Raw genomic sequence first — 16,577 nt, 5'->3', positions numbered from 1 at the left:
CCGCGCTCATGAGGTGAGGCTCGGGGCCGGTGTCCGTTTTCGCGGTGACCCGTCTCGATTTCGAGGCAGCACGCCGGAAAATCGGGCGCGGAGTGTCGGCGGGGCGGCGTAGCGTCGGCGCCGATGAGCACCGTGACCGAGGCCGATGATCCGCAGCGCGACGACCAGGCTCCAGGAAGCGCCCGGTCGCAGGTGCAGCCGGGCCCGGGCAGCGGGCGTGGCGGGCCGGTCCCGGTGCCCACGTCCGATGATCCCGCCCGCCACGTCGACTGGCGGCGCCTGAAGCGACCCCTCGCCGCGGTCGCGCTGGCCATCGCCGCCGTCTCGGCGGTCGGCTACACCCTCGGCACCGTCGTGGCGGGCCGGATCGCCGAGCACGCCACGGTCGGGCTCGTCGGGCTGCTCGCCGTCTTCGTCGTCGGGGGTGCCGTGCTCGACGCCGTCGGACGCACGCTGTGGGCCTCGGTCTCCGACCGCGCCGAAGGGCAGTTGCGGGCGGACCTGCTCGCCTGTGCCCTCCACCAGCCCCTCGAGACGCTCTCGGAGCAGGCGGTCGGGGAGATCCTCGACCGCGTCGACGACGACACCTGGGAGGTGGGCGCCGTGGTGCGCCGCCAGGTGTGGGACGCCTTCGGCACCGTGTTCGCCACGTTCCCGATGTGGATCGTCGCCGGTCTGACGTGGTGGCCCGCCTGGTTCCTCTTCCCCGCCTGCGGCGTGCTGGTCGTCCTGGTGGTGCGACGGCTGCTGCCCGAGGTGGCGCGACTGAAGGTCGAGGAGGAGCTGGCCTGGACCGATCACGCCGCCGCCTTCGAGGAGGGCGTCGCCGGGCGCGACGACGTCCGCACCAGCCTCGGCCAGGCGCACGTGGTCGGGCGGCTGGCGCGCCTGTCGTCGGAGACCCACCGGCGACTCGCGCGGGTGCTGCAGGTCGAGGTCCGCATCACCCGACGTGCCGGCACGCTGCTGAGCTCGCTCCTGGCAGCGATGACACTGGTCGGCATCGCCCTGGCCGCGAACGACGATCTCTCGGTCGCCCAACTGGTCACCCTCTTCCTGGTGACCTCCTCCTTCGTCGGCCAGGTCGACGAGCTCGCCCGTCACCTTCCCGACCTCCAGGAGGGTTGGGGGGCGGTACTCCGCCTGCGACAGCTCGTGGAGGCCGAGCCCGAGCCGGTCGGTGGTCTTCCGCTGCCCGACGGCTCCCTCGACGTCGCCTTCGTCGATCTCGACTTCAGCTACGCCCACGGCTCGTTCGCGCTCCAGGGCATCGATCTGCGCGTCCCGGCGGGGGAGACCTGCGCTCTGGTCGGCCGCACGGGCTCGGGCAAGTCGACCCTGGCCTCGTTGCTCTCCCGCGCGGTCGAGCCGCCCGCAGGTGCGGTGCTGCTCGGTGGCGTCGACGTCCTCGATCTCGACCTGCAGCAGCTGCGCGCCGCCGTCGGCGTGGTGACCCAGCGCACCGAGATCATCGCCGGCACGCTCGCCCAGAACATCGCCTTGTTCGCCGACCGCCCGCGCGCGCAGATCGAGGGCGCGGTCACCGAGCTGGGCCTGGAGGAGTGGGTCGGAGGGCTGGTCGACGGGCTGGACACCGTGCTCGGCCCCGGCGGGACGACTCTCTCAGCCGGCGAAGAGCAGCTCGTCGCCTTCGCGCGTCTGCTGGTGCGCGACGTCCGGGTCGTCGTGCTCGACGAGGCCACCGCGCGGATGGACCCGCTGACCGAGGCCCTGGTCGTGCGGGCCTCCGAACGACTCCTTCGCGGGCGCACCGGGATCTTGGTCGCGCACCGGCTCGGCACGACCGCGCGCGCCGAGCAGATCGCGGTCCTGGAGTCGGGTCGTGTGGTCGACCACGGTCCGCGCGCCGAGCTCGCGTCCCGCCCGGGGCCCTTCCGTACCCTGCTGGAGGCCAGCGCCCGCACAGCCGAGACGGCGACGTCGGATCCGGCACCCGACGGCACGGACGGCGTGGTCGGGGGCATCCGCCGCTCCGGGCCGGCGCCGACGCCCCCCGACCCTGGCACGGGGCCGAGCCTGGCGCGCGGCATCGCGCACGCCCTGCGCATCCGTCCCGAGTGGGGCATCACCGGCGCGGTGCTGTTCCTGCTGGCCTCGGTCACCGGCGCGTTCGGGATGCTGACCGCCTTCGTCTGGGGCCAGATCGTGGAGTCGCTGCGAGACGGCGGCGAGCCCTTCGGGTGGAGCATCGTGCTCACCGTCTCCCTGCTCGCGGCGCCGCTCGTGCTCGCGAGCGCGTTCCTGCGCTACCCGCACTGGTGGATCGAGGTTCGGCTGCGCGCGCGGATGTCGGTGCTCGCCGGCCAGACCGCGCAGCACCGTCTCGCCAAGACCCCGCCCGGCGAGGTCGTTGCGCGGGCGATGGACGCCGATCGCTATGCCAGGTACGCCGACCGATGGGTCGACCTGATCAACGGTCTGATCATCGTGGTGGCCACGACCGTGATCGGCGGCAGCCTGCTCTCGGGCGGCATCCTCCTCGGGGTCATGGTCGCCTCGGCATTGGCCTCGACCGCCGGTCGGCCGATCGCCGGTCGATCGGCGGCAGCCGCGTCGGCGGCGCGGGCCAGGTTCGGCCGCGCGCTCGTCTCGGCCCTGGAGTCGGCGCGCACGATCAAGCTGGCGGCCGCCACGCCGGAGATCCACCGGCACCTGCGGAACGTGGACGGCGGGCGCGTCGATGCCGCGGTCAAGGAGCACCGCGTCCAGGCACTCCTCGACGGCGTGCCCGTCGTGATGGTGCAGCTCGGCGTGGTCGCGGCCTGGGCCGTGTACGTCGCCGACGGCTGGGGGCTCGCGACGGCGCTCCTCGTCTCGGGCGCGGTCAACGGCTTCGACTGGTTCGGCCGAGTCGCCGGCTCCGTGGTCACGGAGGCGCCAGGCACCCGCTCCTGGCAGAAGGCGACCGCGCGGTTCGCGGGCGGTGTGGACCTGATGGCGATGCCGGCCGGGGTCGATCTCGTCACCGGGCAGGCGCCGACGCCCGACCCGGGCTCGCGAGTCCCCCTCCAGCGTCTGCACCTGGAGTCCGTCGAGGCCGTGCACGACGACGGCACGCGTGGCGTCGTCGACGTCGACCTGGTGGTCGAGCGCGGCGAACTGGTCCTCCTGGTCGGTCAGGTGGGATCGGGCAAGTCGAGCCTGCTCGGTGTGCTCGCGGGGCTGATCGACCATCGCGGCTCGATCCGGTGGAACGACGTGCCGATCGACGACGCGCAGACCTTCCTGCGCCCGGGCCAGGTCGCCCACGTGGCTCAGGTGCCTCGGGTGTTGTCGGGCACGTTCTCCGACAACGTGCGGCTGGGGCATCCCCGGCCGTTCGACGGGGCCGTCCATGCGGCTCGCCTCGACCGCGACGTGACCGAGGCCGGGGGGCCCGACTCGCTGGTCGGACACCGCGGTGTGCGGCTCTCGGGTGGGCAGGTGCAGCGGCTCGCATTGGCGCGCGCTCTCGCCGCTGAGACCGAGCTGCTGCTCGCCGACGACGTCTCGAGTGCCCTGGACGCCGCGACCGAGATCGAGCTGTGGGAGTCGTTGCGCGAGCGGGGGGTCACCGTGATCGGCGCGACGTCGAAGGAGGCCGCGCTGGCGCGGGCCGACCGAGTGGCGGTGCTGGTCGACGGCCAGATCGCGGCGGTCGGTCCGTGGCACGAGCTCGCGCCGTCGTGGTCGCACCTCGCCGGCTGAATGGCCGACCGTTGTCGCGCTGCTCGGTCGGTCCGGCTCGTCGCGGACTCCACGTCGCCTGGCAGGCTGAACGCATGAGCAGAAGTTCGACGAGCGGTACGGCAGGTGGCGGCCCGGGCACGGTGGTGCGGATGAGGATCGGCGCCGCGTTGATGCTCCCCGGTCTGCTGGCGCTGACGGCGTGCTCAGAGGTCGGCGACGCCGTGCGCGACTCGGCCAACGACGCCGCATGCTCGGCGGTGGACTCCACGACCTCCGGTGTCCGCGACACCGTGCAGCGCGCCGTCGACGGACTCACCGCCGACCCGTCGGCGTCCGGACGCGCACTCCAGGCCGTCCGAGATGCGCTGGCTGCTGCCGAGCGCGGCATCAGTGGCGACGCGAAGCAGGCGCTTGCCGACGCGCGTGACGCGGTCGCCGACCTCGCCGACCAGGCGCGCCGTTCCGCCCGCGGTCTCGACGTCGATACCAGCGAGGTCGAGGACGCCCAGCGCCGTCTGGGTGAGGCCGTCGACGAGGCGACGTCGGTCTGCTCGTGACCGGCAGCTTCGGCGGTCGAGGGGCGAGCGTCCCGATCCGCCCCCGGTGGTTGAGGAGCGAGCGCAGCGAGCGTCTCGAAACCCGGTGAGGCGAGCCCCGCCCCCCGGTGGTTGAGGAGCGAGCGCAGCGAGCGTCTCGAAACCCGGTGAGGCGAGCCCCGCCCCCCGGTGGTTGAGGAGCGAGCGCAGCGAGCGTCTCGAAACCCGGTGAGTCCAGCCGCGCCCCCCGGTGGTTGAGGAGCGAGCGCAGCGAGCGTCTCGAAACCCGGTGAGGCGTACGCCCACCTCTGCTGACGACGTCGCGAGTCACCGCCCTGACGTTCGATCCACGTCGCCGTCGACCGCATTCCCGCGCTATTGACAAACACTTTCTATGTGTAAAGCGCCACATTCGGTTACGCATCGGTAGCCGGTGAGACAGGCGTCACCTACGCTCGGCATATGACGACCCCGCCGACGTCCGGTTCCGACCCGATCTCCAGTGGTGGTCCGCTGGTCGACGGCCCCGCGGACCCCGAGCACGACCCCACGGCGTCCTACGCGCTCGAGCCGGACGACGTCGCGCGGTTGACCAGTCGTCTGCTCGCGACGAGCGGCCGCACCACCCAGGTGCACAGCCCGCTGGACGGAGCTCCGCTCGCGCACATCCCGCAGTCGACGAGCGAGGACGTCGCCGAGGCGTTCGCCCGTGCTCGCCGGGCGCAGGCGATCTGGGCGCGCACTCCGGTGGAGGAGCGTGCGGCGGCGCTGCTGCGTCTGCACGACCTCGTGCTCGACCGCCAGCAGGAGATCATCGACCTGATCGTGCTGGAGTCGGGCAAGGCGCGGAAGCACGCCTTCGACGAGCCGCTCCACATCGCGCTGACGGCGCGCTACTACGCCCGGACGGCGCGGCAGCACCTGGACACCCAGCGCAAGATCGGCGTCATCCCCGCCCTCACCCGGGTCGAGGTCAACCGCGTGCCCAAGGGCGTCGTCGGCATCATCTCGCCCTGGAACTACCCCTTCACGATGGCGCTGTGCGACGGCCTGCCCGCGCTGCTCGCGGGGAACGCGGTGGTCGCCAAGCCCGACGCCCAGACCATGCTGAGCGCCCTCTACGGCGCGCGGCTGCTGGACGAGGCGGGCTTCCCGAAGGATCTGTGGCAGGTCGTGGCCGGCCCGGGTCGGGAGCTCGGCACGCCGATCATCGAGCAGTCGGACTACATCTGCTTCACCGGATCCACCGCGACCGGCAAGGTGATCGCGCGCCAGTGCGCCGAGCGTCTGATCGGCTGCTCGCTCGAGCTCGGCGGCAAGAACCCGATCCTCATCCTCCGCGACGCCGACATCGAGAAGGCGGCCGAAGGTGCCGTCCGTGCGTCGTTCTCCAATGCCGGCCAGCTCTGCGTCTCGATGGAGCGGATGTTCGTCGCCGACCAGGTCTATGACCGCTTCGTCGACCGCTTCGTGGCCCGCACCCGGGCGATGACACTGGGAGCGACCCTCGACTGGGGCAACGACATGGGCACCCTGATCTCTCAGGACCAGCTCGACACCGTGACCGCCCACGTGGAGGACGCCGTCTCCAAGGGAGCGCGCGTGCTCGCCGGCGGCAAGGCTCGCCCCGACCTCGGCCCGTTCTACTTCGAGCCGACGATCCTCGAAGGCGTCACGCCGGAGATGACCTGCTTCGGCAACGAGACGTTCGGTCCGGTCATCTCGCTCTACCGGTTCCACGACGAGGCCGAGGCGGTCGCGCGGGCCAACGACGGCGAGTACGGGCTCAACGCCTCGATCTACAGCCAGGACGGCGCCCGTGCCCGCGAGCTCGCCCGCCAGATCAAGTGCGGCACCGTCAACATCAACGAGGCGTTCGGTGCCACCTTCGCCAGCATCGACTCTCCGATGGGCGGCATGCGCGAGTCCGGCATGGGTCGTCGTCAGGGCAGCGAAGGCATCCATCGCTACACCGAGAGCCAGGCCGTCGGCACCCAGCGCGGGCTGCGTTTCGCTCCGATGTTCGGCATGTCCGACGAGGCCTACGCGAAGATGATGACCACCTCGCTCCGCCTGATGAACAAGCTCGGCCGGGCCTGACCTCACCCCGTCCGGCACCTCCTCAGCAACGCTTCGGCGCCCCATCGCGGGTCGTCGAAGACCCAGCCGTCGCACAGGAAGCAGCACCAGATCATGACCAGCAACCACTTCGACGTCCTCGTGATCGGATCCGGATTCGGCGGATCGGTGACCGCGCTCCGCCTGACGGAGAAGGGCTACAAGGTCGGCGTCCTCGAGGCCGGCGCGCGATTCGAGGACTCCGACTTCACCTCGGGGACCTTCGACATCACCCGATATCTCTGGGCGCCGGCGCTGGGCTGCTACGGCATCCAGCGCGTCGATGCCGTGCGCGACACGATGATCGTCGCGGGGGCCGGTGTCGGCGGTGGTTCGCTCGTCTACGCCAACACGCTCTACGAGCCGCTCCCGGCCTTCTACAACGACCCGCAGTGGCGCGATATCACCGACTGGCAGTCCGAGCTCGCACCGTTCTACGACCAGGCCAAGCGGATGCTGGGCGTGGTGGAGAACCCCGTGCGGACGCCGGCCGACGACGTGATGGAGAAGGTGGCCACCGACGCCGGTGTCGGCGACTCCTTCCACCCCACACCCGTCGGCGTCTTCTTCGGCGGTCCCGGTCAGGCGCCGGGGGAGAAGGTGGCCGACCCGTTCTTCGGCGGTGAGGGCCCCGATCGCAACACCTGCCTCAACTGCGGCGAGTGCATGTCGGGTTGCCGCCACAATGCGAAGAACACGCTGGTGAAGAACTACCTCTACCTGGCGGAGAAGAACGGCGCCGTGGTGCTGCCGTTGACGACCGTGACCCGGGTGGCACCTCGCCGTCTGGGCGGGTACGACGTCCACGTTCGCTACACGAAGGCGAAGGTTCCCTCGGCGGCGACCCAGCGCGTGATCACCGCCGACCAGGTCGTGTTCGCCGCTGCATCGCTGGGCACCCAGAAGCTGCTGCACCGGATGAAGGACGAGGGGCACCTGCCGCAGCTCTCCGACCGACTGGGCTACCTCTCGCGCACCAACTCCGAGTCGATCCTGGGAGCGATCGCCCCGACGTCGGATCCGACCGACTACACCTACGGCGTCGCGATCACCTCCAGCTGGCACCCCGACGAGCACACCCACATCGAGCCGGTGCGCTACGGCAAGGGCTTCAACGCGATGGCGCTGATGCAGACGGTGCTGACCGACGGGGACGGCGACGGCCCGCGCTGGAAGACGTGGCTGAAGGAGTTGTGGAAGGAGCGTCGCAACGTCAAGGACCTCTACGACCTCAAGCACTGGTCCGAGCGCACGATCATCGCGCTCGTCATGCAGAGCCTGGACAACTCGATCACCACCTACGGCAAGCGCGGGAAGTTCACCGGTCGCTGGCGGATGACGTCGCGCCAGGGGCACGGCGCGCCGAACCCGACGTGGATCCCGGCCGGCAACGACGCGGTCCGCCGGATCGCGGGTGTCCTCGGCGGCACGGCGGGCGGCAACATCGGTGAGCCGTTCAACATGCCTCTGACCGCGCACTTCATCGGTGGCTGCGCGATCGGCACCTCGCCCGAGGACGGCGTGATCGACGGATATCAGCGGGTGTTCGGTCACCCCGGTCTGCACGTCGCCGACGGCTCGGCGATCACGGCGAACCTGGGTGTGAACCCGTCGCTGACGATCACCGCGCAGGCGGAGCGGGCGATGTCGTTCTGGCCGAACAAGGGCGAGTCCGACCCTCGGCCGCCGCTGGGTGCGGCCTATGAGCGGATCGAGCCCGTCTCGCCGGAGTCGCCGGCTGTGCCGCCGACGGCGATGGGCGCACTGCGCCTGCCGATCGTCGGGATCTCGTGATCCGGCTCCATGCCGCCGTGTGACAACGTATCCGCTGTTGTCACAGTGATCTAGAGCACCTGCAGCCTGGGCAAAATTCGGTCGAGACGTACGTAACCCGCTTCTCGGCAGGTCGTTGAGACCATCGAACTCGGCGTTCACAGCTCCCTCCCGAAGGGCCGAGTTCGACGTCCGTGCGCTGTTCGCAGCTGTGCGGCGCCCAGGGCCCCGCCACCCTCCCTCCCCGGCGGGGCCCTGTTGGGTTTTCGGCCGGTGTCGGTGGTGGAGGAGCGACCGCAGCGAGCGTCTCGAAACCCGGTGAGACGGCGTGCGGCCGTCACCACACCGCGGCGCACCTGCTGTCACGTGGTCGGGCGCGGGCGCGCACGTCGTCACCTCTAGAATCCGGCGCATGACAGCGGCTGCGTCCTCCGAGCACGATCTGGTCCTCGTCGTCGACTTCGGGGCGCAGTACGCGCAGCTGATCGCCCGGCGTGTGCGCGAGGCGCGCGTCTACTCCGAGATCGTTCCGCACCACCTGCCGGTCGAGCAGATGCTCGCGATGGGACCGAAGGCGATCGTGCTCTCCGGTGGGCCGTCCTCGGTCTACGAGGACGGTGCGCCGGGGATCGATCAGGCGATCTTCGAGGCCGGCGTCCCGGTCTTCGGCATGTGCTACGGCTTCCAGCTGATGGCGCGGGGACTCGGCGGCGAGGTCGCCGCGACCGGCGCCCGCGAGTACGGCCGCACGCCGGTGAGCGTGTCCGAGCCCGGAACGCTGCTGGCCGACATGGCCGCCGAGCACACCGTCTGGATGTCGCACGGCGACTCGGTGACGGCGGCGCCGGCGGGCTTCGACGTCCTGGCTTCGACGGCGGTGACCCCGGTGGCGGCCTTCGAGAGCCTGGAGCGCCGCATGGCCGGTGTCCAGTGGCACCCCGAGGTGCTGCACTCCGAGCACGGCCAGCAGGTGCTGGAGCACTTCCTGCACGACATCGCCGGATGTCGTCAGACCTGGACGATGGTCAACATCGTCGACGAGCACGTCGACCGTATCCGCGCGCAGGTCGGCGAGGGCCGCGCGATCTGTGCGCTCTCGGGCGGCGTCGACTCCGCTGTCGCTGCGGCGATCGTGCAGCGCGCGATCGGCGATCGCCTCACCTGCGTCTACGTCGACCACGGGATGATGCGGCAGGGCGAGACCGAGCAGGTGCGGCGTGACTTCGAAGAGGTCTTCGACACCCTCGACGTCGTCGATGCGGCCGACCAGTTCCTCACCGAGCTCGCCGGGGTCACCGACCCGGAGGAGAAGCGCAAGATCATCGGGCGCGAGTTCATCCGCACCTTCGAGGCTGCGCAGGTGCGCGTCTTCGGCGACGCGGCCGAGGGCGAGACCGCGTTCCTGGTGCAGGGCACGCTCTACCCCGACGTCGTGGAGTCCGGCGGTGGTGCGGGGACCTCGAACATCAAGAGCCACCACAACGTCGGCGGTCTGCCTGACGACCTGACGTTCGAGCTCATCGAACCGCTGCGCACGCTGTTCAAGGACGAGGTGCGCGCGGTCGGGGAGCAGTTGGGCCTGCCCTCGACGATGGTCTGGCGTCAGCCGTTCCCCGGGCCCGGCCTGGGTATCCGCATCATCGGCGAGGTCACCCGCGAGCGCCTCGACATCCTCCGCGAGGCCGACGCGATCGCCCGCGAGGAGCTGACCAAGGCCGGGCTGGACCGCGACATCTGGCAGATGCCGGTGGTGCTCCTCGCCGACGTCCGCTCGGTCGGCGTCCAGGGCGACGGCCGCACCTACGGCCACCCCGTCGTGCTGCGTCCGGTCACCTCCGAGGACGCGATGACCGCCGACTGGGCCCGCCTGCCCTTCGACCTCCTCGAGCGCATCTCCACCCGGATCACCAACGAGGTCCGCGAGATCAATCGCGTTACCCTCGACGTCACCAGCAAGCCGCCGGGCACGATCGAGTGGGAGTGAGCCTCCGGCGCTGGCTGCCGGCTTTGCCCGCCCGGTGACGGTTGTGCCTGCTGACTACCAGCGCTCGATGCGAAGGCCGTCGACGCGGCCGAACTCGGCGAGGTTGCGCGTCACCAGGATGAGTCCCTGCGACCGCGCGTGCCCGGCGATCTGGACGTCGTAGGGGCCGATCGGAGTTCCGGCCGCGGCGAGCGCGGCGCGGATGTCGCCGGCGTGCTCGGCCGCCGAGGAATCGAACTCGAGGACGTCGACCACGCTCGCCAACTCATCGATCGCCAGGTCGTTGGTGCGGCGGTCGGCTGAGCGAGCGGCGCCGTACCGCAGCTCGTACAGCGTGATCGTGGAGGCGGCGACGACGCCGGCCTGCCGCCACCGCTCCCGCACCGCGGTGTCTCGCTTGCGAAGCAACTCGATGGCGACGTCGGTGTCGATCAGGTGTCGGCGCGTCATCCCCAGGTGCGCTCGGTCAGCTCTGCCGGCTGGTCGCGGGCGAAGTCGTCGCTGATGTGGATCGGGCTCGACCAGAAGACCTCGACCCGGGACCCGGCCGGACGGATGATGCGCGCTTCGCCGACCACCGCGATCTCGACCTCGGTGACCGACGCATCGAAGGCGACCGCCTTCGGGAGCCGCACCGCCTGGGTGCGATTGGACAGGAAGAGGGATGTCGTCACGGACATACATCCAGTATATACGCGGGTCCGGCCGACATCTGCCACCTCGGCCACCGCTACTCTCGCGTGATGCCCGGTCGCGCCTCCGCCCGTCGGCTCCGTGGCGCGCGCCGCTGCGCTGTCGCCACGGGCGAGCGGGTCTAGTCCGCCTCGGTCACGTCGGCGCGGGGTCCCGCTGCTGCTGTCCGGAGTTTGTCCGGACTTGGCGGCGGCGCCTCGAACCGTCGAGCCGGGGTGACGCGAGCCGCCACACTCATGCCGCCCGCCGGGCAGCGCGTCTCGTGCGCACGCCCCATCTGCATCGGAGGAACGCATGCTCCATCGACTCGCCCGCTCGACCCGACGTCGCTCGGCCACCCTGGCCCTGACGACGGTCGCCACCCTCGCCATCTCGACCGCTCTCGGTGCGCCCGCGCACGCGGCCAGTCAGTCGGTCGACGACCCGACCGGCGACGTGATCGTCACCGGCGGCGGCATGTCCGAAGCCGCCTACAACGCCGCCGACGTGGACGACGCGGACATGAAGGTCGAGTACGGCACCGTCTCGTGGACCCTCGACATCTGGGAGAACCAGCCGGAGAACGCGGCCACGGTCACCTACGCGGTCACGATGAAGGTCAAGCAGAAGCCGAAGATCAAGCGCGACAAGAAGGGCAAGATCATCAAGAAGACGACGCCCAAGCCGTATGTGGCGAAGGTCGTGGTCGCCTACCCCTCGCTCGACCCGATCGCCGTCTACAGCAGCAAGTCCGGCGCGATGAAGCGGATCGGCTGCGACGGCGCGACGACGTCGGTGTCGGGCTCCTACCTGGTGCTGTTCAGCGTGCCGTCCTCCTGCCTGGGCGGCCGCACGGTCCAGTCAGTGCAGGCCAAGCTGCTCATCACCTCCACCGACACCGCCAGTGGCGCGGTCGGACGCGACGCGCTCTCGTTCGCGCCGATGTCCCTGTGAACCCCGCTTGCGGATGATGTCGACCCCGCGGGCGCTCTCGGGCGCTCGCGGGGTCCGTGTCGTTCCCCGCCGAGCCCGCTTCCTCTCAGACGGAGGAGGCAGGAGGCCGCCGGCACGCCGTCGCGCGCCCGAGCGGTGCGAGAACCGCTAGACGGCGAGGCTCCGTCGCAGATGCTCCTCGACGTCGTCCGCGACCTGGTCGATCGGACGCGACCGGCCGGTGGCGATCCAGTCGGTCAGCCAGATCTGGAGTGAGGAGATGACGATCGCCGCCGCGACCTCGGAGCGGACCTGTCGCAACTCGCCCGCGTCGATGGCCTCTTGTGCGGTCGCGGCCGTCATCGCCATGCCCGTCCGCCACGCCACTCGCTGAGCGCCCTGGCCCGCGCCGGGGAACGTGGACGCCGTGCCCCAGCTGAGCCCGTCCCTGAGGTGGAGCTGCAGAAAGGCGTCGCGGGCGGCGAAGAACTCGACCTCGGCACGTGCGCCGACCAGGAGGCGTTCCAGCGGTGAGGCGATGGCGGAGGTCCGCTCGGTGACGACGCGGGTGAACTCCTCCATCCGATCGGTGTTCAACGCGTCCCAGAGATCGGCCTTGCTGGCGAAGGTCTTGTAGAGGGTGGCCAGCGAGATGCCGGCACGCGTGGCGATGTCGCCGACCTTGGCGGCGCTGAATCCGCATCGGCCGAACTCCGCCTCGGCCACGTCGAGGATGTGCTCGCGGTAGACCGCGCGCCGGGCGTCGTCCAGGCGTGCGACCAAGGGCGCCTCGTTGCTCGCCGTCCCCATCGGATTCCTGCTCCTCGTCTCCCTGCGGCCACGTACCGCAGCGAAGTCATGCTACGTTCCGCACGAGTAACAGCAATTACTGTGGTGATATCTCACCGTACTAGCGCCAGGAGCAGGCATGGCCGTCACTCTCACGCGCCCGACCGCCATCGGCCAGGTCGAGCCCGCCATCCCACCGTCACGCGCGCTGAGGGGCGCATGGATCCTCGGCTTCGGATCGCTCGCACTGGCGTTCCCCCTGTACGTCTACCTCGTCTTCGGCACCGACGCCGATCGCGGCACGATGGCCGACGCGATGGTGGTCCAAGCCACCATCGGGTACTTCCTCGGCATCTTCGCAGCGTGTCTGCCCATTCCGTCGCTCCGCGGCTGGACCCGCTACCAGCGGCTACAGGCCACCGTGCTCCCGTTCGTCATCGCCTCCTACGTCACTCATCTGACCTGGGAGCTCGGCTGGCTGATCCTGCACGAGCGGATCGCGGAAGCGCAGGACAGTGCCTGGGCCTATGCCTGGTGGAACTACATCGACGGCGGCGATCTGCGCTACCTGAACCCGGACTCGCACTTCCTGATGATGGAGGTCCTCTCCGTCACCAACGGCTGCGTCGGCCTGGTGGGTCTGATCCTCCTGAGGCGATCGCGGTTCACCGACGTCCGCGGCACCCTGCTGGTGATGTCGACGGCGGTCACCCACACGGTGCTGACGTGGTACTACTACGGCTCCGAGCTCATCGGGGGGCTGGAGTCGACCGACACCTCCAGCTTCATGGACTTCGGGCTCAGATTCCTCCTGCTGAACTCGCCGTGGCTGATCGCACCGTGGCTCGTGCTCGCCTGGGGATACCAGACGCTCGCCCGGCAGTTCGCGCTGCGGTAGCGGTGGGACGGGTAGCGGCACCGACAGGTTCGCCCGGTGAGAGGGCGCCTGCCCGATCCGGGCTCCGTCGACGCCGGTCGCCGAGGCCGTCCGCTGTGCTCACTAGGCTTCCGGCGTGAGCCGTTCCCCGATGCCCGTGCGCCGTACTCTCGCCCGCACCCTCCTCAAGGTCGCCCGGTGGCGGACGTCGGGGGAGGTGCCGGAGTCGGCGATCCTGGTGGGTGCCCCGCACACCTCCAACTGGGACTGGGTGCTCACCATGCTGTTGGCGTGGGACAGCGGCGTGACGATCCGACTGCTCGTGAAGGACTCGCTGTTCCGCGGGCCTCTGGCGTGGATCCTGCGGGCGACGGGTGCCGTGTCGCTCGACCGCAGGAACCCCGGAGGGACGATCCGGGACCTGCTGGCGGACGCGTCGTCCTCGGAGTCGTTCCTGCTCGGCATCGCCGCCGAGGGGACCCGCTCCAGAGGCGAGTACTGGAAGTCCGGCTTCTACCGGATCTCCCAGCAGACCGGGCTGCCGATCACTCTGGCGTTCCTCGACGCGCCGTCGCGCACGGTCGGCTGGGGTCCCACCTTCCACCCCAGCGGAGACGTCGTGGCCGACATGGATCGCGTTCGCGAGTTCTACTCGGGCGTCACCGGAATCCGGCCCGAGGGTGCGACCGAGCCACGCCTCAAGGAGGAGTCGGCCGGCGGGTTCGCCTGAGAGCGTTCGTACTGGTGATCGCCTGGGAGGTCAGCGTCGGCCCGGGGTCGGCAGACCGAGGTGAACCGAGGCCGAACCTGGCGGTGTAGCCGGGCCGCGACTCCGCGACGGCGAGCGCCACGAAGCCGCTGACGAGCTTGTCGGCCAAGGAGATCAGCAGATTGCTGGAGAACACCGACAGGGCCCACGCATGCGTGAGCAGCACGACGTGGTCGATCACGTCGGCGCTCGCGTGGTCGATGCGGCCGTGGTAGGCGAGCACGATCGGTGCAGCCAGCATCGAGCAGAGCACTGCGACGGCGACGCAGAGAGCGAAGAACCGGGGCAGCGTGCGCCCCAGACCGAGACGTCGGACTCCGTAGCCCCACGCCAACGCGCCGGCCACGTTGACGAGCGCGAACGGGATCGAGGCAGGACCGCTGATCCATGTGCCGCCGAGGTTGGTGGTCGCCCCGACCAAGGCACCCCACCACGGACCGAGAACCACTGCGCTGATGGCCGTTCCGACCATGTCGAGGTGGAGAGGCAGGCCGAGAGCGAGCACTGTCAGGCGACCCGCGAGATTCAGTGCGACGCACGCGGCGAGCAGGACCAGCACACGTCGCCCCGGCCGCCGTCTCATGACCTCGTGGTCATCGCGGGAGAGCGTCTCGGTCGCCGGCGGGGCGGGGTGCAGGGCGACAGCAGGGGCCGCCACGGCGCGTCGCGCCATCGCCGTCGTCGCTGCGGCGGAGGCCTCGTCGACCTCCAGCGCCGCGAGGACATCAGCCAGCAACGCGAAGTCGAGGCGCCGTCGCCCCGGCCGAAAGACGTCATAGACAGTCGACCGAGCCACCCGAGCTCCCTCGACGGAGAGGCCGCGGCGCAGGCGCACGTCGCTGACCCGGATCGCGATCTCGGCGAACGAGGGAGTTCCGACAGTGCTGCGCAGGCGCCGCAGCTCGGCAGCGACGTCGTCGAAGGTAGGAGCGAACTCGTGCTCCATGCCGCACCTCCACCTCACGCCTGGCGGTCCGACTGACCGGACCGCCACTTGGCGTGAAGGGTAGAGCCTTCGTGCGGTCGCTACTTGAAGATGCTGTAGCCGCCCGGGCCCACTGCGAAGCCGACGATGATCAGCACGATGCCCCACAGGGTCTCGCCCTTGAACAACTGCACGATGCCCGCGACCACCAGGATCACGGCCAGGATCCACAACAAGAACGCCATCAGGCCACTCCTTCTCTCGGGTCAGCCGAACCTAGGGCGGGGGGAGTGCGGTCGCTACACCCCACCTGTGGGATGAGGCCCGTCCGCTGTGGGACGTGTGCGACCCGATGGCGTCGGTGCGCTCAGCGCCGCACCAGGAAGACGGGTCAGCGCGGGGCGGGTCCGAGGCCGTAGTCGGCGGCGAAGCGCTCGAGGCCGTCGAGCTTCTGGTCCAGGGTGGCGTCCAGGCCGTGGTAGTAGGCCCAGGGCATCGTCCAGATCTCGGTGACGCCGGCAGCGGCGGCCTCCTCGAACTGCTCGGGGAGGAAGGCGTCGGAGATCGAGGTGATGATCTCGAACGGCCCGCTCTGTCCCGCCTCCTCACGCAGTTCGTGCAGACGGCGGGAGTGCGCGATCGTCTCGGCGAGCGGGTAGATGTCGCCGACCCAGCCGTCGTGGCGGGCCGCGCGACGGAAGGCGATGTCCGACAGGCCGCCGATGTAGATCGGGATGCGGGCCGAGGGCGTCGGGTTCATCTGCAGACGTGGCGCGGAGTAGAACTCGCCCTCGAACTCGGTCCAGCCCGGCTCCCAGAGCGCGCGCATCAGGGCGATCGCCTCGTCGGTACGCCGTCCGCGGGTGCGGAAGTCGGCCCCGAGCAGCTCGAACTCCTCCCGGCACCAGCCGATGCCGACGCCGAGCGAGACCCGGTCACCGGAGAGCACGGCCGCCGTGCCGACCGTCTTGGCGACCTGGAACGGGTTGCGCATCGCGGCGACGTAGACGGAGGTGAAGAACCGCACCCGCGTCGTCACGGCGGCGAGGGCGCCGATCAGCACCCACGGATCCGGCCAGTCGGCTCCGACCTCCCAACGTCGGCTGCCGTCCTCGGTGTAGGGGTAGGGCGTCTCCAGCGTCTCCAGATCGACGACGTGATCAGGTACCGAGAGGGCGTGGTAGCCGAGCTCGTCGGCCCGACGCGCGATCGGGATCAGGTGGTCGACGGGTTGGAACGCGGTGACGATGGAGAAGCGCACCCGCCGAGAGTAGAACGTGTTCCAGTTCGTTTCACAGGTTCGCGACAGGTCGGGGCCCCGAAATGCACAGCCGTGACGGCCACGGTGAGGTACGTGATCAAGCGACCAGGGCTGGAGAGAGGGCCGCGACGCGGCCGAAGGATCGTGGCCGCCGCGGTGACGCTGCTCGTGCTCGTCGCGGGTGCCGGTTCGTGGTTGCTGGTCCGCAGTGGTGGCGGCGGCGACGCCGCAGCCGCCGTCACCACGGCGA

Annotated in this window: 14 protein-coding genes; 8 read left to right on the top strand and 6 right to left on the bottom strand. The window is 70.4% G+C overall.

Translation table 11 applies throughout. From position 1 onward, the window contains the following. The first annotated feature begins 123 nt into the window (after window positions 1–123). The 5 genes from KSO97_RS11225 to guaA all read left to right on the top strand — a co-directional run bounded on the left by KSO97_RS11225 (window position 124) and on the right by guaA (window position 10,101). Window positions 124–3,708, top strand: a complete 3,585-nt coding sequence (locus tag KSO97_RS11225; protein ID WP_232678889.1) for an ABC transporter ATP-binding protein — start codon at window positions 124–126, stop codon at window positions 3,706–3,708. A gap of 74 nt (window positions 3,709–3,782) precedes the next feature. Further along, complete coding sequence (locus tag KSO97_RS11220) at window positions 3,783–4,247, top strand: hypothetical protein (protein ID WP_232678887.1); 465 nt, start codon at window positions 3,783–3,785, stop codon at window positions 4,245–4,247. Window positions 4,248–4,688: 441 nt separating this feature from the next. Continuing rightward, window positions 4,689–6,326, top strand: a complete 1,638-nt coding sequence (locus tag KSO97_RS11215; protein WP_232678885.1) for a succinic semialdehyde dehydrogenase — start codon at window positions 4,689–4,691, stop codon at window positions 6,324–6,326. A 93-nt stretch (window positions 6,327–6,419) separates the two neighbouring features. Continuing rightward, window positions 6,420–8,138 carry a GMC family oxidoreductase gene (locus KSO97_RS11210; RefSeq protein ID WP_232678884.1) on the top strand — a complete coding sequence of 573 codons (1,719 nt, stop codon included), beginning with the start codon at window positions 6,420–6,422 and terminating at the stop codon, window positions 8,136–8,138. 391 nt (window positions 8,139–8,529) lie between these two features. Beyond that, window positions 8,530–10,101 (top strand): glutamine-hydrolyzing GMP synthase, encoded by a 1,572-nt coding sequence (gene guaA, locus KSO97_RS11205; protein ID WP_232678882.1) that lies wholly within the window; start codon window positions 8,530–8,532, stop codon window positions 10,099–10,101. A gap of 54 nt (window positions 10,102–10,155) precedes the next feature. On the opposite strand, the gene KSO97_RS11200 is transcribed toward guaA, so the two are convergent. Continuing rightward, entirely contained in the window at window positions 10,156–10,551 is a 396-nt protein-coding gene (locus KSO97_RS11200) for a type II toxin-antitoxin system VapC family toxin (protein ID WP_232678879.1), read from the bottom strand. Then, entirely contained in the window at window positions 10,548–10,781 is a 234-nt protein-coding gene (gene vapB / locus KSO97_RS11195) for a type II toxin-antitoxin system VapB family antitoxin (protein ID WP_232678877.1), read from the bottom strand. Before vapB ends, KSO97_RS11200 begins: the two co-directional genes overlap by 4 nt. Window positions 10,782–11,088: 307 nt before the next feature. Here vapB and KSO97_RS11190 point away from each other — a divergent pair, with 307 nt between their 5' ends. Continuing rightward, window positions 11,089–11,727, top strand: a complete 639-nt coding sequence (locus tag KSO97_RS11190; protein WP_232678875.1) for a hypothetical protein — start codon at window positions 11,089–11,091, stop codon at window positions 11,725–11,727. A gap of 147 nt (window positions 11,728–11,874) precedes the next feature. Here the strand turns inward: KSO97_RS11190 and KSO97_RS11185 are convergent, their stop codons facing one another. Further along, window positions 11,875–12,516, bottom strand: coding sequence for a TetR/AcrR family transcriptional regulator (locus KSO97_RS11185; RefSeq protein ID WP_232678873.1), 642 nt, complete (start codon window positions 12,514–12,516; stop codon window positions 11,875–11,877). Between the two features lie 118 nt (window positions 12,517–12,634). On the opposite strand from KSO97_RS11185, the gene KSO97_RS11180 reads away from it, so the two are divergent. Continuing rightward, window positions 12,635–13,393 (top strand): hypothetical protein, encoded by a 759-nt coding sequence (locus tag KSO97_RS11180; RefSeq protein WP_232678871.1) that lies wholly within the window; start codon window positions 12,635–12,637, stop codon window positions 13,391–13,393. A gap of 115 nt (window positions 13,394–13,508) precedes the next feature. Next, window positions 13,509–14,102, top strand: a complete 594-nt coding sequence (locus KSO97_RS11175; protein ID WP_232678869.1) for a lysophospholipid acyltransferase family protein — start codon at window positions 13,509–13,511, stop codon at window positions 14,100–14,102. On the opposite strand, the gene KSO97_RS11170 is transcribed toward KSO97_RS11175, so the two are convergent. The 3 genes from KSO97_RS11170 to KSO97_RS11160 all read right to left on the bottom strand — a co-directional run bounded on the left by KSO97_RS11170 (window position 14,071) and on the right by KSO97_RS11160 (window position 16,327). Next, window positions 14,071–15,087: a hypothetical protein gene (locus KSO97_RS11170; RefSeq protein ID WP_232678868.1), complete on the bottom strand. Its 1,017-nt coding sequence runs from the start codon at window positions 15,085–15,087 to the stop codon at window positions 14,071–14,073. The genes KSO97_RS11175 and KSO97_RS11170 overlap by 32 nt on opposite strands. Before the next feature lie 80 nt (window positions 15,088–15,167). Further along, on the bottom strand, window positions 15,168–15,311 hold the full coding sequence (locus KSO97_RS11165) for a GPGG-motif small membrane protein (RefSeq protein WP_232678867.1): 144 nt from the start codon (window positions 15,309–15,311) through the stop codon (window positions 15,168–15,170). A 146-nt stretch (window positions 15,312–15,457) separates the two neighbouring features. Beyond that, a complete protein-coding gene (locus tag KSO97_RS11160; protein ID WP_232678866.1) occupies window positions 15,458–16,327 on the bottom strand; it encodes a TIGR03619 family F420-dependent LLM class oxidoreductase in 870 nt (289 codons plus the stop codon). Window positions 16,328–16,577 lie beyond the last annotated feature (250 nt).

The organism is Nocardioides sp. R-C-SC26, from assembly GCF_021246465.1.
In the GTDB taxonomy this organism is placed as follows: Bacteria; Actinomycetota; Actinomycetes; order Propionibacteriales; family Nocardioidaceae; genus Nocardioides.
Note: the sequence above shows the minus strand (reverse complement) of the source record. Positions and strands in the feature narration are given on the sequence as shown.

Coding starts and splice junctions, on each gene's coding strand:
- KSO97_RS11225 (WP_232678889.1), top strand. CDS start 124: ATGAGCACCGTGACCGAGGCCGATGATCCGCAGCGCGACGACCAGGCT.
- KSO97_RS11220 (WP_232678887.1), top strand. CDS start 3,783: ATGAGCAGAAGTTCGACGAGCGGTACGGCAGGTGGCGGCCCGGGCACG.
- KSO97_RS11215 (WP_232678885.1), top strand. CDS start 4,689: ATGACGACCCCGCCGACGTCCGGTTCCGACCCGATCTCCAGTGGTGGT.
- KSO97_RS11210 (WP_232678884.1), top strand. CDS start 6,420: ATGACCAGCAACCACTTCGACGTCCTCGTGATCGGATCCGGATTCGGC.
- guaA (WP_232678882.1), top strand. CDS start 8,530: ATGACAGCGGCTGCGTCCTCCGAGCACGATCTGGTCCTCGTCGTCGAC.
- KSO97_RS11200 (WP_232678879.1), bottom strand. CDS start 10,551: ATGACGCGCCGACACCTGATCGACACCGACGTCGCCATCGAGTTGCTT.
- vapB (WP_232678877.1), bottom strand. CDS start 10,781: ATGTCCGTGACGACATCCCTCTTCCTGTCCAATCGCACCCAGGCGGTG.
- KSO97_RS11190 (WP_232678875.1), top strand. CDS start 11,089: ATGCTCCATCGACTCGCCCGCTCGACCCGACGTCGCTCGGCCACCCTG.
- KSO97_RS11185 (WP_232678873.1), bottom strand. CDS start 12,516: ATGGGGACGGCGAGCAACGAGGCGCCCTTGGTCGCACGCCTGGACGAC.
- KSO97_RS11180 (WP_232678871.1), top strand. CDS start 12,635: ATGGCCGTCACTCTCACGCGCCCGACCGCCATCGGCCAGGTCGAGCCC.
- KSO97_RS11170 (WP_232678868.1), bottom strand. CDS start 15,087: ATGGAGCACGAGTTCGCTCCTACCTTCGACGACGTCGCTGCCGAGCTG.
- KSO97_RS11165 (WP_232678867.1), bottom strand. CDS start 15,311: ATGGCGTTCTTGTTGTGGATCCTGGCCGTGATCCTGGTGGTCGCGGGC.